At 67.8% G+C, this 15,604-nt stretch carries 15 protein-coding genes; 5 read left to right on the forward strand and 10 right to left on the reverse strand.

Annotated elements, in window-relative coordinates; translation table 11 throughout:
* Nucleotides 1-310: 310 nt before the first annotated feature.
* The gene (gene tyrS / locus K7711_RS33830) at nucleotides 311-1,594 is read right to left on the reverse strand and encodes a tyrosine--tRNA ligase (protein ID WP_222974636.1); all 1,284 of its coding nucleotides are present in this window, start codon (nucleotides 1,592-1,594) and stop codon (nucleotides 311-313) included.
* A 231-nt stretch (nucleotides 1,595-1,825) separates the two neighbouring features.
* Here tyrS and K7711_RS33835 point away from each other — a divergent pair, with 231 nt between their 5' ends.
* Nucleotides 1,826-2,809 (forward strand): AraC family transcriptional regulator, encoded by a 984-nt coding sequence (locus K7711_RS33835; protein ID WP_222974638.1) that lies wholly within the window; start codon nucleotides 1,826-1,828, stop codon nucleotides 2,807-2,809.
* A 118-nt stretch (nucleotides 2,810-2,927) separates the two neighbouring features.
* Here the strand turns inward: K7711_RS33835 and K7711_RS33840 are convergent, their stop codons facing one another.
* Both K7711_RS33840 and K7711_RS33845 read right to left on the reverse strand, forming a co-directional pair.
* Nucleotides 2,928-3,311 (reverse strand): DoxX family protein, encoded by a 384-nt coding sequence (locus tag K7711_RS33840; RefSeq protein ID WP_222974640.1) that lies wholly within the window; start codon nucleotides 3,309-3,311, stop codon nucleotides 2,928-2,930.
* A 92-nt stretch (nucleotides 3,312-3,403) separates the two neighbouring features.
* Nucleotides 3,404-4,075, reverse strand: coding sequence for a FadR/GntR family transcriptional regulator (locus K7711_RS33845; RefSeq protein WP_222975027.1), 672 nt, complete (start codon nucleotides 4,073-4,075; stop codon nucleotides 3,404-3,406).
* Between the two features lie 206 nt (nucleotides 4,076-4,281).
* Between K7711_RS33845 and K7711_RS33850 the strand changes: the two genes are divergently transcribed.
* A complete protein-coding gene (locus K7711_RS33850; protein WP_222974642.1) occupies nucleotides 4,282-5,976 on the forward strand; it encodes a 2-isopropylmalate synthase in 1,695 nt (564 codons plus the stop codon).
* 20 nt (nucleotides 5,977-5,996) lie between these two features.
* On the opposite strand, the gene K7711_RS33855 is transcribed toward K7711_RS33850, so the two are convergent.
* The 6 genes from K7711_RS33855 to K7711_RS33880 all read right to left on the reverse strand — a co-directional run bounded on the left by K7711_RS33855 (nucleotide 5,997) and on the right by K7711_RS33880 (nucleotide 13,020).
* Nucleotides 5,997-6,620 carry a DNA-3-methyladenine glycosylase gene (locus tag K7711_RS33855; RefSeq protein WP_222974644.1) on the reverse strand — a complete coding sequence of 208 codons (624 nt, stop codon included), beginning with the start codon at nucleotides 6,618-6,620 and terminating at the stop codon, nucleotides 5,997-5,999.
* Nucleotides 6,621-6,887: 267 nt separating this feature from the next.
* Complete coding sequence (locus K7711_RS33860) at nucleotides 6,888-7,103, reverse strand: DUF3761 domain-containing protein (RefSeq protein WP_308015072.1); 216 nt, start codon at nucleotides 7,101-7,103, stop codon at nucleotides 6,888-6,890.
* A 275-nt stretch (nucleotides 7,104-7,378) separates the two neighbouring features.
* On the reverse strand, nucleotides 7,379-8,281 hold the full coding sequence (locus K7711_RS33865; RefSeq protein ID WP_222975031.1) for an RNA polymerase sigma-70 factor: 903 nt from the start codon (nucleotides 8,279-8,281) through the stop codon (nucleotides 7,379-7,381).
* 47 nt (nucleotides 8,282-8,328) lie between these two features.
* Nucleotides 8,329-9,510 (reverse strand): NAD(P)/FAD-dependent oxidoreductase, encoded by a 1,182-nt coding sequence (locus K7711_RS33870; protein ID WP_222974646.1) that lies wholly within the window; start codon nucleotides 9,508-9,510, stop codon nucleotides 8,329-8,331.
* Between the two features lie 152 nt (nucleotides 9,511-9,662).
* Nucleotides 9,663-11,597: an alkyl/aryl-sulfatase gene (locus tag K7711_RS33875; protein WP_222974648.1), complete on the reverse strand. Its 1,935-nt coding sequence runs from the start codon at nucleotides 11,595-11,597 to the stop codon at nucleotides 9,663-9,665.
* A gap of 220 nt (nucleotides 11,598-11,817) precedes the next feature.
* Nucleotides 11,818-13,020, reverse strand: a complete 1,203-nt coding sequence (locus tag K7711_RS33880; RefSeq protein ID WP_308015073.1) for a low temperature requirement protein A — start codon at nucleotides 13,018-13,020, stop codon at nucleotides 11,818-11,820.
* Between the two features lie 121 nt (nucleotides 13,021-13,141).
* Here K7711_RS33880 and K7711_RS33885 point away from each other — a divergent pair, with 121 nt between their 5' ends.
* From K7711_RS33885 to K7711_RS33895, 3 genes are read left to right on the forward strand one after another with little or no spacing between them, the layout of a single operon-like run.
* The gene (locus K7711_RS33885; RefSeq protein ID WP_222974650.1) at nucleotides 13,142-13,873 is read left to right on the forward strand and encodes an ABC transporter ATP-binding protein; all 732 of its coding nucleotides are present in this window, start codon (nucleotides 13,142-13,144) and stop codon (nucleotides 13,871-13,873) included.
* Nucleotides 13,870-14,631, forward strand: coding sequence for an ABC transporter permease (locus tag K7711_RS33890; protein ID WP_222974652.1), 762 nt, complete (start codon nucleotides 13,870-13,872; stop codon nucleotides 14,629-14,631). The genes K7711_RS33885 and K7711_RS33890 overlap by 4 nt, the downstream gene beginning before the upstream one ends.
* A gap of 43 nt (nucleotides 14,632-14,674) precedes the next feature.
* The gene (locus K7711_RS33895; RefSeq protein ID WP_222974654.1) at nucleotides 14,675-15,319 is read left to right on the forward strand and encodes a TetR/AcrR family transcriptional regulator; all 645 of its coding nucleotides are present in this window, start codon (nucleotides 14,675-14,677) and stop codon (nucleotides 15,317-15,319) included.
* 17 nt (nucleotides 15,320-15,336) lie between these two features.
* Here the strand turns inward: K7711_RS33895 and K7711_RS33900 are convergent, their stop codons facing one another.
* Nucleotides 15,337-15,558 (reverse strand): Trm112 family protein, encoded by a 222-nt coding sequence (locus tag K7711_RS33900; protein WP_040821639.1) that lies wholly within the window; start codon nucleotides 15,556-15,558, stop codon nucleotides 15,337-15,339.
* Nucleotides 15,559-15,604: the final 46 nt, after the last annotated feature.

Raw genomic sequence — 15,604 nt, forward strand, 5'->3', positions numbered from 1 at the left:
TGAAGATCCGGCCGATTTATCTCGACCATCTCTGGAGGCAGGTTTTCCAGCCTAACCACTTGACACCCCAGAGTCAAGCCCTGGATCAAGATCGGTTGCGCATGGCGTCAGGCGCTCATCGTCCTACCTCGTTTCCCTGGCCCCTGGGGCCCGGGTCGGAGTCCGTGTCGCTCTGACCTGGAATAAGTTACGTGGTGGATAACGCAACGTCAAATCCCCAAGACAGCGAGCGTTTGCGCAGGTCAGAGCGGCGGCTTTGCGGGCCGTGCCGACCTGAGTCACACGATTGTGACTCAGGTCATGCCGACGGTCAACGGACAGCCCGGCGAACTCCGGCGAAACTCTTCTTGCCGCGACGCAGCACCAACCACTGTCCGTGCAGGTAGTCGGTTGTGGCGGGCGTCCACTCCGGGTCACTGATGCGGGTGTTGTTCACCGAGACGCCGTTGTCGTTGACCGCGCGCCGCGCGGCCCCCCGGCTCTCGGACAGGCCCGAATCCACGAGCAGATCCACGATCGTGGCCCCGTCGGCCACGTCGGCGACAGGGTTCTCCCCCGCGGCCTCGGTCAGGGCCGCGGACAACGTCGAGGAATCCAGTTCGGCCAGGTCACCGCGGCCGAACAGTGCCTGGCTGGCGAGCTGGACCGCGGCGGTATTCGCCGCACCGTGCACCAGGGTGGTCATCTCCGCGGCGAGGCGGCGCTGCGCCTCGCGGGCGTGCGGGCGCTCCTGGGTGGCGAGTTCGAGTTCGGCCAGCTCCTCGCGATCGAGGAAGGTGAACCAGCGCAGGTACCGGATGACGTCGGCGTCGCCGGTGTTCACGAAGTACTGGTACCAGGCGTACGGGCTGGTCATCTCCGGATCGAGCCACAGACTGCCGCCACCGGTGGACTTGCCGAACTTCTTACCGTCCGCAGAGGTCACCAGCGGTGTGGTCATCGCATGCACCTGCGCGCCGTCGACGCGTCGATTCAGCTCGACGCCCGCGATGATGTTGCCCCACTGGTCGGATCCGCCGACCTGGAGCGTGCAGCCGTAGTTGCGGCGCAACTGCAGAAAGTCGTTGGCCTGCAACAACATGTAGCTGAACTCGGTGTAGGACATGCCGTCGCCGTCGAGGCGGCGCTTGACCGTCTCGCGGGCCAGCATGACGTTCACCGAGAAGTGCTTGCCGACGTCGCGCAGGAAGTCCACGGTCGACAGCGGCCCGGTCCACTCCATGTTGTTCGCGACGACCGCGCCCGTCGGCGAGTCGTCCAGGTCCACGAACCGCTCGAGCTGACCGCGAATCCGATCGGCCCATTCCGCGACGGTGTCGGTCGAGTTCATCACTCGCTCGCCGACATCGCGCGGGTCGCCGATCAGGCCGGTCGCGCCGCCGGCCAGCACCACCGGCCGATTCCCGGCCCGTTGGAAACGGGCGAGTGTCAGCAGCGGGACCAGGTGGCCTGCGTGCAGACTGGCCGCGGTCGGGTCGAAACCCGCATAGAGAGTGATGGGGCCCTTCGCGATCTCCGCCCGCAGGGCATCCAGATCGGTGGACTGTGCGATCAGTCCACGCCAGGTCAGTTCATCGATAATGTCGACGCTCACGCCTCCACCTCGCTGGCGCTCGGCTCCGGCGTGCGCGTCGCGCGCTGTGTCAATGGTTCACTCGCAAGCTCGCTCACGCCATCCCATCTTTCCGCACGTCCACGGCTCGCCCGCAGACAGGTCGCCACCGAGTGTGCGCCCGGGGCCGGGCCGCGGTCGAACGAAATACGAGACGACTGCCCCGGACGTCGCCGGGTTGATCGCCGTCGACTGGTCCGCAATTGTCGGAGGATGGACGCACTCGCCGATCTGCTCGACGGTCCGCGCGCACGCGGCGCCTTCGTCATGCGTTCGCTGCTGGATCCGCCGTGGTCGCTGCGGATCGCCGATCGCGCGCCGCTCACGGTGGTCGTGGTGACGCGCGGTTCGGCGTGGCTCGTTCCCGACGATGCCGAGCCCACTCGGCTCGACGCCGGGGCGGTGGCGATTCTGCGTGGCCCCGATGCCTACACCGTGGCCGACGACCCGAACACCACGCCCCAGGCGATCGTGCATCCCGGGCAGACGACCACCACACCCGATGGTGAATTGCTGTGCGAGACATGGGATCTGGGCGTTCGAAGCTGGGGCACCAACCCCGACGGCGCGACCGCGCTGCTCACCGGCACCTACGAGGTCGCCGGGACCGTCAGCGAGCGGCTGTTGCGTGCCCTGCCGCCGCTGGCCGTGCTCGACGGTCACGAGGTCGATCCGCGCCTGCTCGGTCTGCTCGTCGACGAGTCCGGACGTGACGCACCCGGTCAGTCGGCGCTGCTCGACCGGCTGCTGGATCTGCTCACGATCGCCGCACTGCGCGCCTGGTTCGCGCGCGAACGCGCGCCGCGCTGGTATCACGCCTATGCCGACCCCATGGTCGGGCAGGCGCTGCGACTGCTCGAGCACAATCCCGCGACCGACTGGACGGTCGCCGACCTGGCCGCGGCCGTGGGCGTCTCGCGGGCCGCACTCGCCCGCCGGTTCACCGATCTCGTGGGCGAGCCGCCCATCGCCTACCTCACCGAATGGCGGCTCGCCCGCGCCGCGGACCTGCTGCGCGGCACCGACGCGACCGTGGAATCCATTGCTCGCCAAGTCGGTTACGGCACCGCGTTCAGCCTCGGTGCGGCTTTCAAACGCCGCTACGGGATCAGTCCCGGCGCGCACAGACGGGGTGCGAGTCCGATCAACGGCAGTGAACAGCCGATTGCCGAGGCCGACGTGGACACCGCCGGGTGAGGCGAACCCGGCCGACAGAACACAGGTCAGCTCGCCGGAGCAGTACGGACATGATCGGCGGGCAATCCACGAAGTCCGCCGCCGATGCAGGTCATCGGCGGCGGGCTCGGTGATCGGGTCAACGGCGCTGGGTGACGATCCAGCCGAAGATGACGGCCAGGACCAACGGGAAGATCGCGGTGGCGGGCGCGTGCATGAGGAATATCTGGGTGGCGGCGGCGCAGATCATGGTGATGGTCAGGCCCGCTGCGGCGGCGCGGGTCAGGCGCGGGATCATCAGGCCGAGGCCGCCGGAGACCTCCACCGCACCGGTGAGGTAGCGGAACCACTGGCCCCAGCCGATCTGCTGGAACACGTGCACGGCCGTGGCCTCGCCGAGCAGTTTGGGCAGGCCGGAGGCGATGATGAAGAAGAGACCGAGCACGATCTGCAGGGTCCACAGGATGCGGTTGCGAACCTTGCCGGGGGCGGCGGTCGGGGCGGGCTGGGAGATGGCGGTCATGCGATGTCCTTCGGGTTGCCGGGTGTGCTGTCGAGCGCGCTTGCTCGATAGGACGGGGCGTTCCCGGGAAATTCATCGGCCGCCGGAATACCTTATGCGAAGGCATCCTTCAGGGAGGTGAGGTGGACCCGGCTCGCGGTGGCGGCAGCGGCGGTGTCGCGCGAGCGGATGGCCTCGAGCAGGATCTCGTGCGCGTGGTGATCGGCCTGCTCGTCTTCCAGCGGGCGGATACGCAACATATCGATCATGGCGTGCCGCAGTCGCGGGACGAAGGCGTCGAACATTCCGGTGAGCACGTCGTTGTGCGCGGCCAGCACGACGGTGCGGTGGAAGGCCGTATCGGCGTCGACCAGATCCGGAACCGACTCGCCCCGCTCGGCCCGCGCGGCCAGGGCCCGCCACATGGCGCGCAGGTCGGCGGGGGTGCGACGGCGCGCGGCCAGGGCGGCTCCCTCGGCCTCGATGGCGATGCGCGCCTCGATGACGGTGACGATGTCGGTGCGGCGCAGAACGGTGTCCCACTCCTCGGTGACATCCAGCGCCGTGACGAAAACGCCCGCACCCTGCCGACTTTCGAGCACCCCCTTGCCCGCCAGCTCGCGGATCGCCTCGCGCAGGGTCGACCGGCCGACGCCCAACTGGGCGGCCAGGGTCGTCTCCCCCGGAAGTTTGTGGCCCAGGCGCCATTCACCGGCACGGATCCGGTCCAGGAGTAGGTCCGCCGCCTGCGCGGCCAGCGGATGCCGCTGCACGTGCACCAAGATCCGTTCACCTCTCTACTTGTCTGAGGAGTCATTCCCCTCTAGTGTATGCCACATGGGATACCGGAGCCTGCTTCTCCTCCTTCGCCGCGGCGGGGTCTGATCGACCGGCACCCTGCCCGCGGGTTGTTGGGCTGCGCCGGTCGTCCTCCGACGCGAAAGCTTCCGAACTCATGTCTCCCCACTGGAATCGCCAGTGCACCTCCGTCATGCCCTCACATCGCTATCGTGATGTGTACGAACGGGTTTCGGTACCACTCACCGATCGGTGGTGGCCGTCAGCGCGGATCACCGAGGCCCCGCTGTGGGTGCCGGTCGACCTGCGCGACGGCAATCAGGCCCTCGCCGAGCCGATGGATCCCGAACGCAAACGCGCATTCTTCGAACTCATGGTCAGCATGGGGTACAAGGAGATCGAGGTCGGCTATCCGAGCGCCTCGCAGACCGATTTCGATTTCGTGCGCTTGATCCGTGATGCGGATCTCGCGCCCGAGGACGTCACCCTCGTCGTATTCACCCCCGCTCGCCGCGATCTCATCGAACGCACCGTCGAGTCGGTCGAGGGCATCGCCAACGACGTGGTGATCCACATGTACACCGCGACCGCGCCGGTCTGGCGGGAACAGGTGCTGGGCCGAACTCGCGCCGAATTGGCGGAGCTGATCACCGCGGGCGGACGGGACATTCTCGAGCTGGCCGGGGACCGGGAGAACATCCGATTCGAGTTCTCCCCCGAGGTCTTCATCCTCACCGAGCCGGATTTCGTTCTGCAGGTGTGCGATTCGATGACGACGCTGTGGGATGCCACGCCGCAGCGGCCGGTGATCCTGAATCTGCCCGCCACCGTGGAGGTCGCCACGCCGAACGTGTACGCGGATCAGATCGAGTACATGCACCGCAATCTGGCCCGGCGGGACGGGGTGATCCTGTCGGTGCATCCGCACAACGATCGCGGCACCGGCATCGCCTGCGCGGAACTGGCCGTGCTGGCGGGGGCGCAACGGGTCGAGGGCTGCATATTCGGCAACGGCGAGCGCACCGGCAACGTCGACATCGCCACGCTCGCACTGAATCTGCACGCCCAGGGCATCGATCCGATGATCGACTTCTCCGATATCGACCGGATTCGGCGCACGGTGGAGTACTGCACCCGAATGCCTGTGCCCGAACGGCATCCCTATGTCGGTGATCTGGTGTACACCGCGTTCTCGGGAACCCATCAGGACGCCATCAAGAAGGGGTTCGCCGCGCATCGCGAGCGGGCCGCGAAGGCGGGCCGTTCCGAGCGCGAGATCCCTTGGGAGGTACCGTATCTGCCGATCGATCCGGCGGATGTCGGCCGCTCCTACGATGCGGTGATCCGGGTGAATTCGCAGTCCGGCAAGGGTGGTATCGCCTATCTGCTGGACACCGGATACGGCATCGAGCTGCCTCGTCGACTGCAGATCGACTTCGCCAAGCACGTTCAACGGCTCACCGACGAGACCGGGGACGAGGTGACCGCGGCGATGTTGCGCGAGTTGCTGACCGCCGTGTACGCGCCGGAGCCCGAGCGAATTCGGTTGTCGCAGTTCGTCATCGAGGACAGCGCCGTACGCCTGAAGATCGAGGTGGACGGCCGGGTCGTCGAGCGCACGGCCGAGGACCCGGCCGATCTGCTCGCGACAGTGGCCACGCAGGCGGGCCTGCCGATGGAGGTGCTCTCGCTGACGCATCAGACTGCCGACCGAATCGGGCAGGATGCGCGCATCGCCTATCTCGAATACCGATCCGAGGCAATCACCCAGTGGTCCCTCGGCATCGGCGATTCTCCCGCCGAGGCTTCCTGCCGCGCGGCACTCGCGGCAGCCCAGCGGATCTCTGCTGGTGAAGCCCGTGCGGCCGACCGGATGCCGACCGCATAGGCACGATCTCGACGACTGCCTCAGGCGGAGGTCTCCTCCTGGGGCGCGCGGGGGCTGCGGCGGTAGACGGACACCGCGGGTGAGTCGGTCAGCCAGAACCGCCACGGCCGGTCGGCCTCCAGGCGGACGCCGACCCGGGGGCCGGCACTGATCGCGACCGGTTCGACCGGCGGTGCGATCAGCTCCAGCCGGATGTGCGAGTCCGGCGCGAACAGCGGAGTTCCGTAGTCGTCCAGGGTGATTCCGAGGGCGCTGCCGAAATTGCCCGGCCCCCTGGCCAGACCGACGTCGGTGCGGGCGGCGGGTCGCCGGGCACGCGCGGTCTCGTGCCCGGCGATCACCTCACCCGCGCGCAGCAGCACGGCGCTGGCGGCGCCGTCGGGCCCGCAGGTCACGTTCACGCAGGTGTGCATGCCGTAACTGAAGTAGACGTACAGCACCCCGGGCGGACCGAACATCACCGAACTGCGCGGGGTCCGCCCGCGCCCGGAATGCGCCGCCGGATCCGGCCAGGGTCCCGCCGGATCACCGCCGTACGCCTCCACCTCCACGATCCGCACGCCGACCGTGCCGGACCACAGCGTCGAGCCCAGCAGCCTTCGCGCAGCCGCCACCGGATGGACAGCAAGTTCCTCCGCACACACAACACCCGATTGTCCAGATCACCGTCACCGGCGGGTACGCGCCCCCGACCTGCTCTCGCGGAATCGGGGTAGCGCAGTCGCCCGCATACGCCACCGCCACATGCGCGGCAGTGCCGCTGTCATGTTCTCGACACAGCTGCACCGACCGTCACCGACGTGGACGGCGCAACCTCGGATCCGTGCACGAGATGTACGCGAGACCGGGTCGATTCGGTCGGCGATCGAGTGCTGGCGCTGTGGCCGAACGGATGTTCCCTCGCAGTTCGATCACAGCCAGCGGGCGACGCCGCCGTGGCCGGAGCAGGTGCCTCTGCGGTGCTGGCTGAAGCTGTATTCGCCGTCGCGGCACTGCGCGGTCGCGCCGTCGGGGATACCGGTGGAGTTGGCCTCCGGGCGGGGCACGCAGTTGCCGTCGACGTTCTGATAGTCCTGGACGGGGCAGGAGACGAAGGCCGGGGCTGCGGCGGCAATGGGTGTACCCACCAGGGATCCGCCACCGACGATGACGGTGAATATCCAGGGCGCCAGAAGGATTCGACGGGCGAATGATCGGCGGACTCCGGAACCACGCGTCATACGGCTCGATCCAGTCTTCATTTGTGTGCTCCTACAGCAATGCGATTCCCGACCCGCCCTCCGGACGGAGGAGATCGAAATTAACCCGCACGCACCCCTCACATAAGCTTCGGCCGCCGATCGAGGACTTTCGTCCCCGGATCGGTGACAGTGGTAACACGTCGCGAAATCCGTTGCGGCTGCTACTGTCCCGTCCCGGGGAGCAAGCCGATCAGCTTGTCCGGGTTCACCTGGAAACGCACGTTCAGGATTCGGCCGTCGAGAATGTCGTAGGTGAGCGCGCCCACCGGCATCTCGCCGAACAGGACGAGCAGACCGAGCTCGCCGTTGATCGTCGCCGGCGCCAGATGCGTACCCGCGGCTACCGGTTTGGCCATCACCCCCAGCAGCCAGCGCGCGACATGGTCGGGTCCGTACAGCGGGCGACGCGCCGCGGTGATCTTGCCGCCGCCGTCGTTCCAGAGTGTCACCTCGGGCGCGAGCAGTTCCATCAGCGCGTTGACGTCGCCGCCGTGGGAGGCGGCCAGGAACTTCTCGGTGATCTCCCGCCGCTCCGCGGCATCGCTGTCACAGCGCGGACGACGAGCCTGCACATGCGCGCGGGCGCGATGCGCGAGCTGCCGGACGGTCGCCTCCGGCCGTTCGATGAATCCGGCGATCTCGGCGTGGGAGAAGCCGAATACCTCGCGCAAGACGAAGACCGCACGTTCGACCGGAGTCAGCGTTTCCAGCACGACCAGCATCGCGGTCGAGACGTTGTCGGCCATCTCGGCCTCCTCGGCGGCACTCGGTTCGGTGAGCACGGGCTCGGGAAGCCAAGGGCCCACGTAGGTTTCGCGGGTCGCGCGTGCGGAGGTGAGGCGATTGAGCGCCAGGTTGACCACCGTTCGCACGAGATATGCCCTGGGGTTGCGGACCGACGAGCGGTCCGCGCCGTGCCAGGTGATCCAGGTGTCCTGCAGGACGTCCTCGGCGTCGGTGACGGTGCCGAGCATCCGATAGGCGGTGGCGAACAGCAGCCGTCGATGTTCGACGAACGGGTCGGATTCGGATTCCGGGGGTGTGTGATCCCGCATGGGAGTCATGCCTACCGGATCGCGCGCGGCGAACGACGGATTTCGGGGGCGCGTGGTCATACCTGCTCCCGGGTGCGGCGACCGCCGCGGGAGAACTGCACGGGCACGGTCATCCGCCGGCTCATGCCGAACACCGGCCACGGGCTGGCGCTGACGGATTCCTTGTAGCGCACCGCGATCCGGCCCTTCAGATACCAGCGCTTGGGGGTGTCGTCGGCGTTGGTGAACTGGATGACCGCGTCGCGCCGCCCCAGACTCACCGGCTGATGCACGTACCCGAACCGGAACGGCCGGACCTTGCGACCGCGCAGCCGGCGCGAGATCGTATCGGCGACATAGGCGGCGGTCGGCATGCCGCTCTGGCAGGTGCCGTGCAGCCGTCCGAACGGCTGCCGCACGCTCGCGGCATCGCCGACCGCGTAGACCTCCGGATGCGACACCGAACGCAACGTCGCATCGGTGATCACCGAACCTGTTGCTTCCGTGGCGATTCCGGCCTCGGTGGCCAGTCCCGGCACCCGCACGCCCGCGGTCCACAGGGTCACGTCGGAGCCGATCATCTCGCCGGTGCTCAACCGGATCGCCTCGGGCAACACCTTGTCCACCTGCACTCCGGTCCGCCGGATGATGCCCAGGCGTTCGAAGGCGCGGTCCAGATGGGCGCGGGCGCGCGGACCCATCATCGAGCCGGGTTCGGCGGCGGCGACCAGCGTGACCGTCAGCTCCGGGTGGCTCTCGGCGATCTCGGTCGCGGCCTCGACTCCGGTCAGCCCGCCACCGACCACCGTGACCGCGCCGCGAGCCTGGGCCAGTGCGGTGAGACGGTCCGAGAAGTGGTGTGCCCGCACCGGATCGTTCAAGGTCCAGGCGTGATCCCCGACGCCCGGCACCTGTGTGGTGTCGGTGGCGCTGCCGAGTGCGTAGACCAGGGTGTCGTAGTGCAGGGTCGCCCCGTCGGACAGGGTGACCCGCCGGGCGGCGGGATCGATACCGGTCGCCGCCGCGCGGTGGAGATGCGCACCGGTGCCGTCGAGCAGTTCGGTGATGCGTCGATCGGCCAGCTGCTGACCGGCGGCGACCTGATGCATGCGGAGCCGTTCGACGAATCGGTCCGAGGGGTTGACCAGGGTGATCCGCACCTTCGCGCGGCGGGTCCGGTGGGCGAGCCGGACGGTGGCGAGCAGGCCGGTGTAGCCGGCGCCCAGCACGACGATCTCGTGATTCGCGGTGGCGTTCATGATGTCCTCCGAGGGGTGCGATTCGCTGTCGTTTATGGGACAGATCAGCGCACTCACTCGTGACACCACCGATGGTGACGCCCGTCACAGTCGCCGGAAGTCCGCCGAACGCCCTGCGCGGCACTCGACGGGAGTACCGCGCAGGGCCGAACTCACGGCGTGACGATCGGGAACCAGAACGGGAAGGTATCGAACAGTTCGAACAGACCGGACAGTGCGGCGGTATCGCCGTCCACCCGCACCGAGCCCGAGGCGATGGCCTGATCGAGCGTCGTCGTGCCCAGGATGATGTTCTGGAACGCCTCGCGGTCCCAGTACACGGTGGCGTCCGGATCGGGCAGGGTCTTCTCGGCGGTGTAGATCAGCGTGCCGTTGCTGAGCCGGACCGCGAAATGCTTGTCCACGTCGTCGAAATCGGCGAACGTCCAGTTGAACGCGGCATGGCGCAGCCAGGCGGCCGGGCCGTCGAGGCGGATGCCCAGATAGTCCAGCAGCATGTCCAGAGTCATCGCCGCGAGCACATCGGGCCCCGCCAGCTGAATCGAGCCGAGATCGTGCACGCCCTCGCGCAATTCCTTTGCGCCCATCAGGTATTCGTTGCGCCACGTGCCGTTCTCGGCCTGATAGCCGAGCTGCTCGAGCGCGTCGGCCTGGAGGTCGCGGGCCTTGGTGTTGCGCGGATCGGCGAATACCACGTGCGTGAGAACCTCTGCCACCCAACGATATTCACCCGCCTCGTAGGCGGCGCGTGCCCGCTCCAGGACCGCCTGCGCACCACCCATGTACTCGACGTACTTCGGTGCCGAGGCATCGGGCGGCAGCGGATCCAGATGCGCGGGATGGCTGTCGTACCAACCCAGATACCGCTGGTAGACGGCCTTGGAATTGTGCTTGGCCGAGCCGTAGTAACCGCGGCAGTGCCACTGCCCGGCCAGTCCCGGCGGCAGTTCGATCCGCTCGGCGATCTCGGACATGGTGAAGCCCTGATTGGCCAGTCGCAGCGACTGGTCGTGCAGGTATTTGTAGAGGTCACGCTGCTGTTCGAGGAATTCCAGGACGTCGGCGTTGCCCCAGCGCGGCCACTGGTGCTGCGCGATCACCACATCGGTGTCCGCGCCGAACATCTCGATCGTCTCGTCGAGCACCTTCCACCAGGTCGCCGCATCGCGGACCTGCGCGCCGCGCAGGGTGTAGAGGTTGTGCATCGTGTGGGTGGCGTCCTCGGCCGCGCACATCAGGCGTTTGGCCGGGAAGTGGATGAGGAATTCCGCGGGCGCTTCGGTGCCGGGGGCCATCTGGAAGACCATCTCGACGCCGTCGACGGTGCGGCTGTCGCCGGTGGTGGTAACGGTGTCGGTCGGGGCGATCAGCGAGGCGGTCCCACCGTGCGCGAGTCCGTTGGCGAGTCCGGCGTTGAGCTGCCCCTGCGGACCGCGGGACAGCACCGAGCCGTACATGTAGATGGCCCGGCGGGACATCGCGTTACCGGCATAGACGTTCTCGGCGACCGCTTCGCGCAGAAATCCCGCCGGTGCGATCACCTGCGTCCGGCCGGCTCGCACGTCGGCTTCGTCGACGACGGACTTGACGCCGCCGTAGTGGTCGGCGTGGCTGTGCGTGTAGATCACGGCCTTGACGGGGCGGGCCGGACGATGCCGGAAGTACAGTTCGAGACCGGCCTTCGCGGTCTCCATGTACGTCAACGGGTCGATGACGATGATCCCGGTGTCCCCCTCGATGATGGTCATATTGGATACGTCCAGGCCACGCAGCTGATACACCCCCTCCATCACCTCGAACAGGCCGTGCGGCTTGTTGACCAGCGCGTGCCGCCACAGGCTGGGATTCACGCTGGGCGGCGCGGAGGCGTCGGTGACGAAGTCGTAGCCGGTCAGATCGAACAGCGTGCTGCCGTCGGGTCGCTTGATCAGCGGCGGATCGAGCGTTCCGACGAACCCGTGCGAGGAATCGTCGAGGTCGCGAACGTCGTCGAACGGCAGCCCGGCGATGAAGTCGAGCTGGGCGGCGCGGGTGGCGTCGCTGGGTTCCTTGACGGCGAGTGCGGGATCGGGGTGTACCTGGGTCATGACGGGACTCCCTTTCTGCCACAGAAGGTTTCGACCGAACAGATCACCGCTCGGGTAGTCGAACCGCCATCAGGCAGGAACATCCTCGTGTGCGAGCGTAACCAACCTCCGACGTCCCGGATACGCTTCGGCGGAATCTCCACACACCACTGACACGCGCGTTACCAGCGTGAACGGGGAGACGCCCGGATGATTCCGCTGCGCACCTGCCCGCGCCCGGTCAAGGCCGTCTGCGGGCGACGCGCAGTACCGCACCGGCCGGGGTCAGATATGCACTGGTCGCGCCGCTGCGCAGGCTCAGGAAATCGTCGGTCATCACGAATCCGAACGCCACCACCAGCAGGACCGCCAGTTGACCCCACGCCACCCACACGACCCCGAGTGGCGCGGTCGCGAGTACCACGGGCGCGGCGATCAACCGGCTCCACGGCCACGGCAGGCCGAGCACCAGGCGGAAACAGAACTGGCCGAAGAAATACAGCGCCACCCCACCGGACAACGCCAGCGCCGCCGGCCAGGACACCGCCCGATCGCCGTGCACGATGCACAGCCGGATGCCCGCCGCGGCCACGATGATGCCGATCAACAGCGGGAACAGCGAGTAGCCGTAGGCCAGCAGGGCGTATCGGGCCCGTCGCGGGCCCGGCACCGCACCCAGCGCGGCCTCGCCGCGCTCGTCGTCCAGGCCGAAGTACGCCCACCACAGCACGTAGGCCAGGGCCAGTCCGAGTGCGACCGTCAGGATCAGTCCGACGGTGATGTCCGCACCGGCCAGCGCCGCCCCGATCGCGACGATCGATTCACCGATCGCGACGATGACCACCAGCCCGTGCCGTTCCGCGAAATGCGCCGAACGCACCACGAATCCCCCGGTGTCGCTCAGATACGGCGTCACGATCTGCACGGCCAGCGCCGCGCACCACAGCAGATATCGCGGCCAGCCGTGCACGAAACCGCCGGCCAGGACCAGTCCGGCGGAGGTCAGATTCAGCGGGGCCAGGTGGATGACCGCGCGGGTCACGGTGCTGCCGCCGTTGGCGTAGAACAGCGCGGTGTGCACCGAGTTCACCAGGAAGTATCCGGCGCCGAAGGCGACGCCGGTGCCGCCGAACGCGGACGGAATCGCCAGGGCCACGACGAAGAAGCCGAACATGCCGACCAGCAGCCAGGTGCGTCGCATGGTGCTGCTCGGCGCGACCTCGTTGGTCAGGAAGACGTATCCGCTGTACATCCACCAGATCACGCCGAACATCAACGCCACCCGGCCCAGCGCCGGCCAGCCAGGGTGTTCCCCGAACACATGGGTCAGCTGGGTGATCGTGAAGACGAAGACGAGGTCGAAGAACAGTTCCAGGGTCGAGGCGCGCATCTGACCGCCCTGCACCTCGTCCTGCGCCGTCACATCGGGGGTTTCGCTGGTCACGTGCAGAGGGTATGCGGCGACACGCCGGGACGCGGCGCAGTGGGGGTTGCGTCACACGCGAAACGAGCGCAGAATTCAACACACAATGAATTCAACACTCGGTGAAATAAGAGGATGACCCATGACGGCATCTGATCCATCCCCCGCGATCGAGGTGGAGCACCTGCGAGTGCGTCGCGGAGATCGCGAAGTGCTGCACGATATTTCGCTGGCCGTGCCGCGCGGCTGCATCACCGGCCTGCTAGGACCGTCCGGCTGCGGGAAGACCACGCTCATGCGCAGCGTCGTCGGCACCCAACTGGTCGAGGCGGGGAGCGTGCGCGTGCTCGGCGAACCGGCCGGGACGCCGGGGCTGCGAGCGCGCGTGGGATATGTGACACAGGCTCCGAGCATCTACGACGATCTGACCGTCCTGGACAACGTCGGATACTTCGCCGCGCTGTACGGCCGTTCCCGCAACGACGTCACCGAAGCCATCGCCGCGGTCGGACTCACCGAAAACGCCCGCCAACGCGGCAGTCAGCTCTCCGGCGGCCAGGCCACCCGCGCCTCGCTGGCCTGCGCGCTGGTCGCCGATCCCGAACTGCTGGTGCTGGACGAGCCGACCGTCGGCCTGGATCCGGTACTGCGCGTGGATCTGTGGAAGCAGTTCCACACCCTCGCCGATCAGGGCCGCACGCTACTGGTGTCCAGCCACGTGATGGACGAGGCCGAACACTGCGATCGGCTGCTGCTGATGCGCGAGGGGCATCTGCTGGCCCAGCTCAGCCCCGCCGAGCTGCGCGCGGAAACCGGCGAAACCAGCTTGGAGAGTGCATTTCTCACCCTGATCCGAATGGGAGAGCCGTCATGACAACGCCTTTGATCTGCTACACCGCGACGACCGGGCGGATCCTGCGGCAGTTGCGCGCGGATCGGCGGACGGTGGCCATGCTGGTCCTGGTGCCGACGCTGCTGCTGGCGCTGCTGTATTTCGTGTACCGCGACATGCCCTCGATGCCGGGCATGCCCACGCTGTTCGACCGGGTCGGGATCAGCATGCTCGGCATCCTGCCGTTCATCGTGATGTTCCTGATCACCGCGATCGCCATGCAGCGCGAAAGAACCTCCGGCACACTCGAACGCCTGATGACCACTCCGCTGTCGAAGCTGGATCTGCTGGCGGGCTACGGGTCGGCGTTCTCCCTGGCGGCCACGGTGCAGGCCGCGGTCGCCTGTCTGGTGGCGTTCTGGCTGCTGGGCATGCATGCGGCGGGCAGTGTCTGGCTGGTACTGCTGATCGCGGTGGTCGACGCCGTACTGGGTGTGGCGCTCGGACTGCTGGCGAGTGCGTTCGCGCGCACCGAATTTCAGGCCGTGCAGTTCATGCCGCTCATCGTGGGACCGCAGTTCTTCCTGTGCGGATTGCTGGTGCCGCGTGGTCAGCTGCCGCGCTGGCTCGAGGTGATCAGCGACGTGCTGCCGCTGAGCTACGCGGTCGACGCGCTGCAACAGGTGTCCCGGTATACCGGGGCGACCGCGCTGATGTGGCGCGACCTGGGTATCGTGGCCGTATTCGCCCTTGTCGCACTGACTTTGGGGGCTGCGACGCTACGCAGGCGCACGGCATGAGCGCAGCCACGCGGGGGCCCGCTCGGGCCGGAGAGGATGCTGGGTGAGCGTATCCGCGCACGATCCCGACGACACTGCCGCGTCCGGCCGCAGCGGGCGGCGTCCCGGACAGTCCGGAACTCGCGAGGCCATCCTCGACGCCGCCCGCACGCGGTTCGCGGAGGTCGGATTCGACAAGGCGTCCATCCGGTCCATCGCGAGCACCGCGGGAGTCGATCCCGCACTGGTGCATCACTATTTCGGCACCAAGCAGGAATTGCTCTCGGCCGTGGTGAATCTGCCGGTCGATACGGACGTCATCCGGGCACGCATCGCGGCCGCGCCGGTCGACGGGCTCGGGGAAACGATCGTGCGCACGGTGATCGGCGTGTGGGACTCACCCATCGGGGCCTCCGCGATCGCCGCGTTCCGCGCCATCCTCGGTGGTGGTGACGCCGCGCTGGTTCGCAGCTTCGTCCTCGAGGTCATTCTGCGAGACGTTCGCGACCGGGTGGATTCACCACCCGGTTCCGGGTATGCGCGGGTGGCACTGGCGGTGGCGCAGATGGGCGGGGTGCTCATGGCCCGCAAGATCATCGGCATCGAGCCGATCGTCTCGATGACCGCCGACGAACTCGCGCGCCTGGTCGGGCCTTCGCTGCAGCGCTACCTCACCGGCGATCTGGACCTGCCGCCCACGGACGCCTGACGGTCCGGCAGTGGCGTTCAGCCCTGGGCGATGAACGCCTCGTGCTCGGCCTCGCCCACCTCGCGGGCCTCGTCCACCAACAGCACCGGAATCCCGTCATCGATCGGGTAGGCCCGGCGCAGCCGCGGGTTGTAGAGCACACTCGCGCCGTCCTCGGTGCGGACCAGCGACAGCGGGCCCTTGTCCTGCGGGCAGGCCAGCAGGCTCAGCAGAGTGGGGTCCAAGGTTTCCTCCGGCATGACCGACAACCTACCGGGCGGCCCGCGGGGCGCGATGACGGCCCGG

The sequence above is a fragment of the Nocardia coffeae genome (assembly GCF_019890715.1).
Taxonomy (GTDB): domain Bacteria; phylum Actinomycetota; class Actinomycetes; order Mycobacteriales; family Mycobacteriaceae; genus Nocardia; species Nocardia jiangxiensis.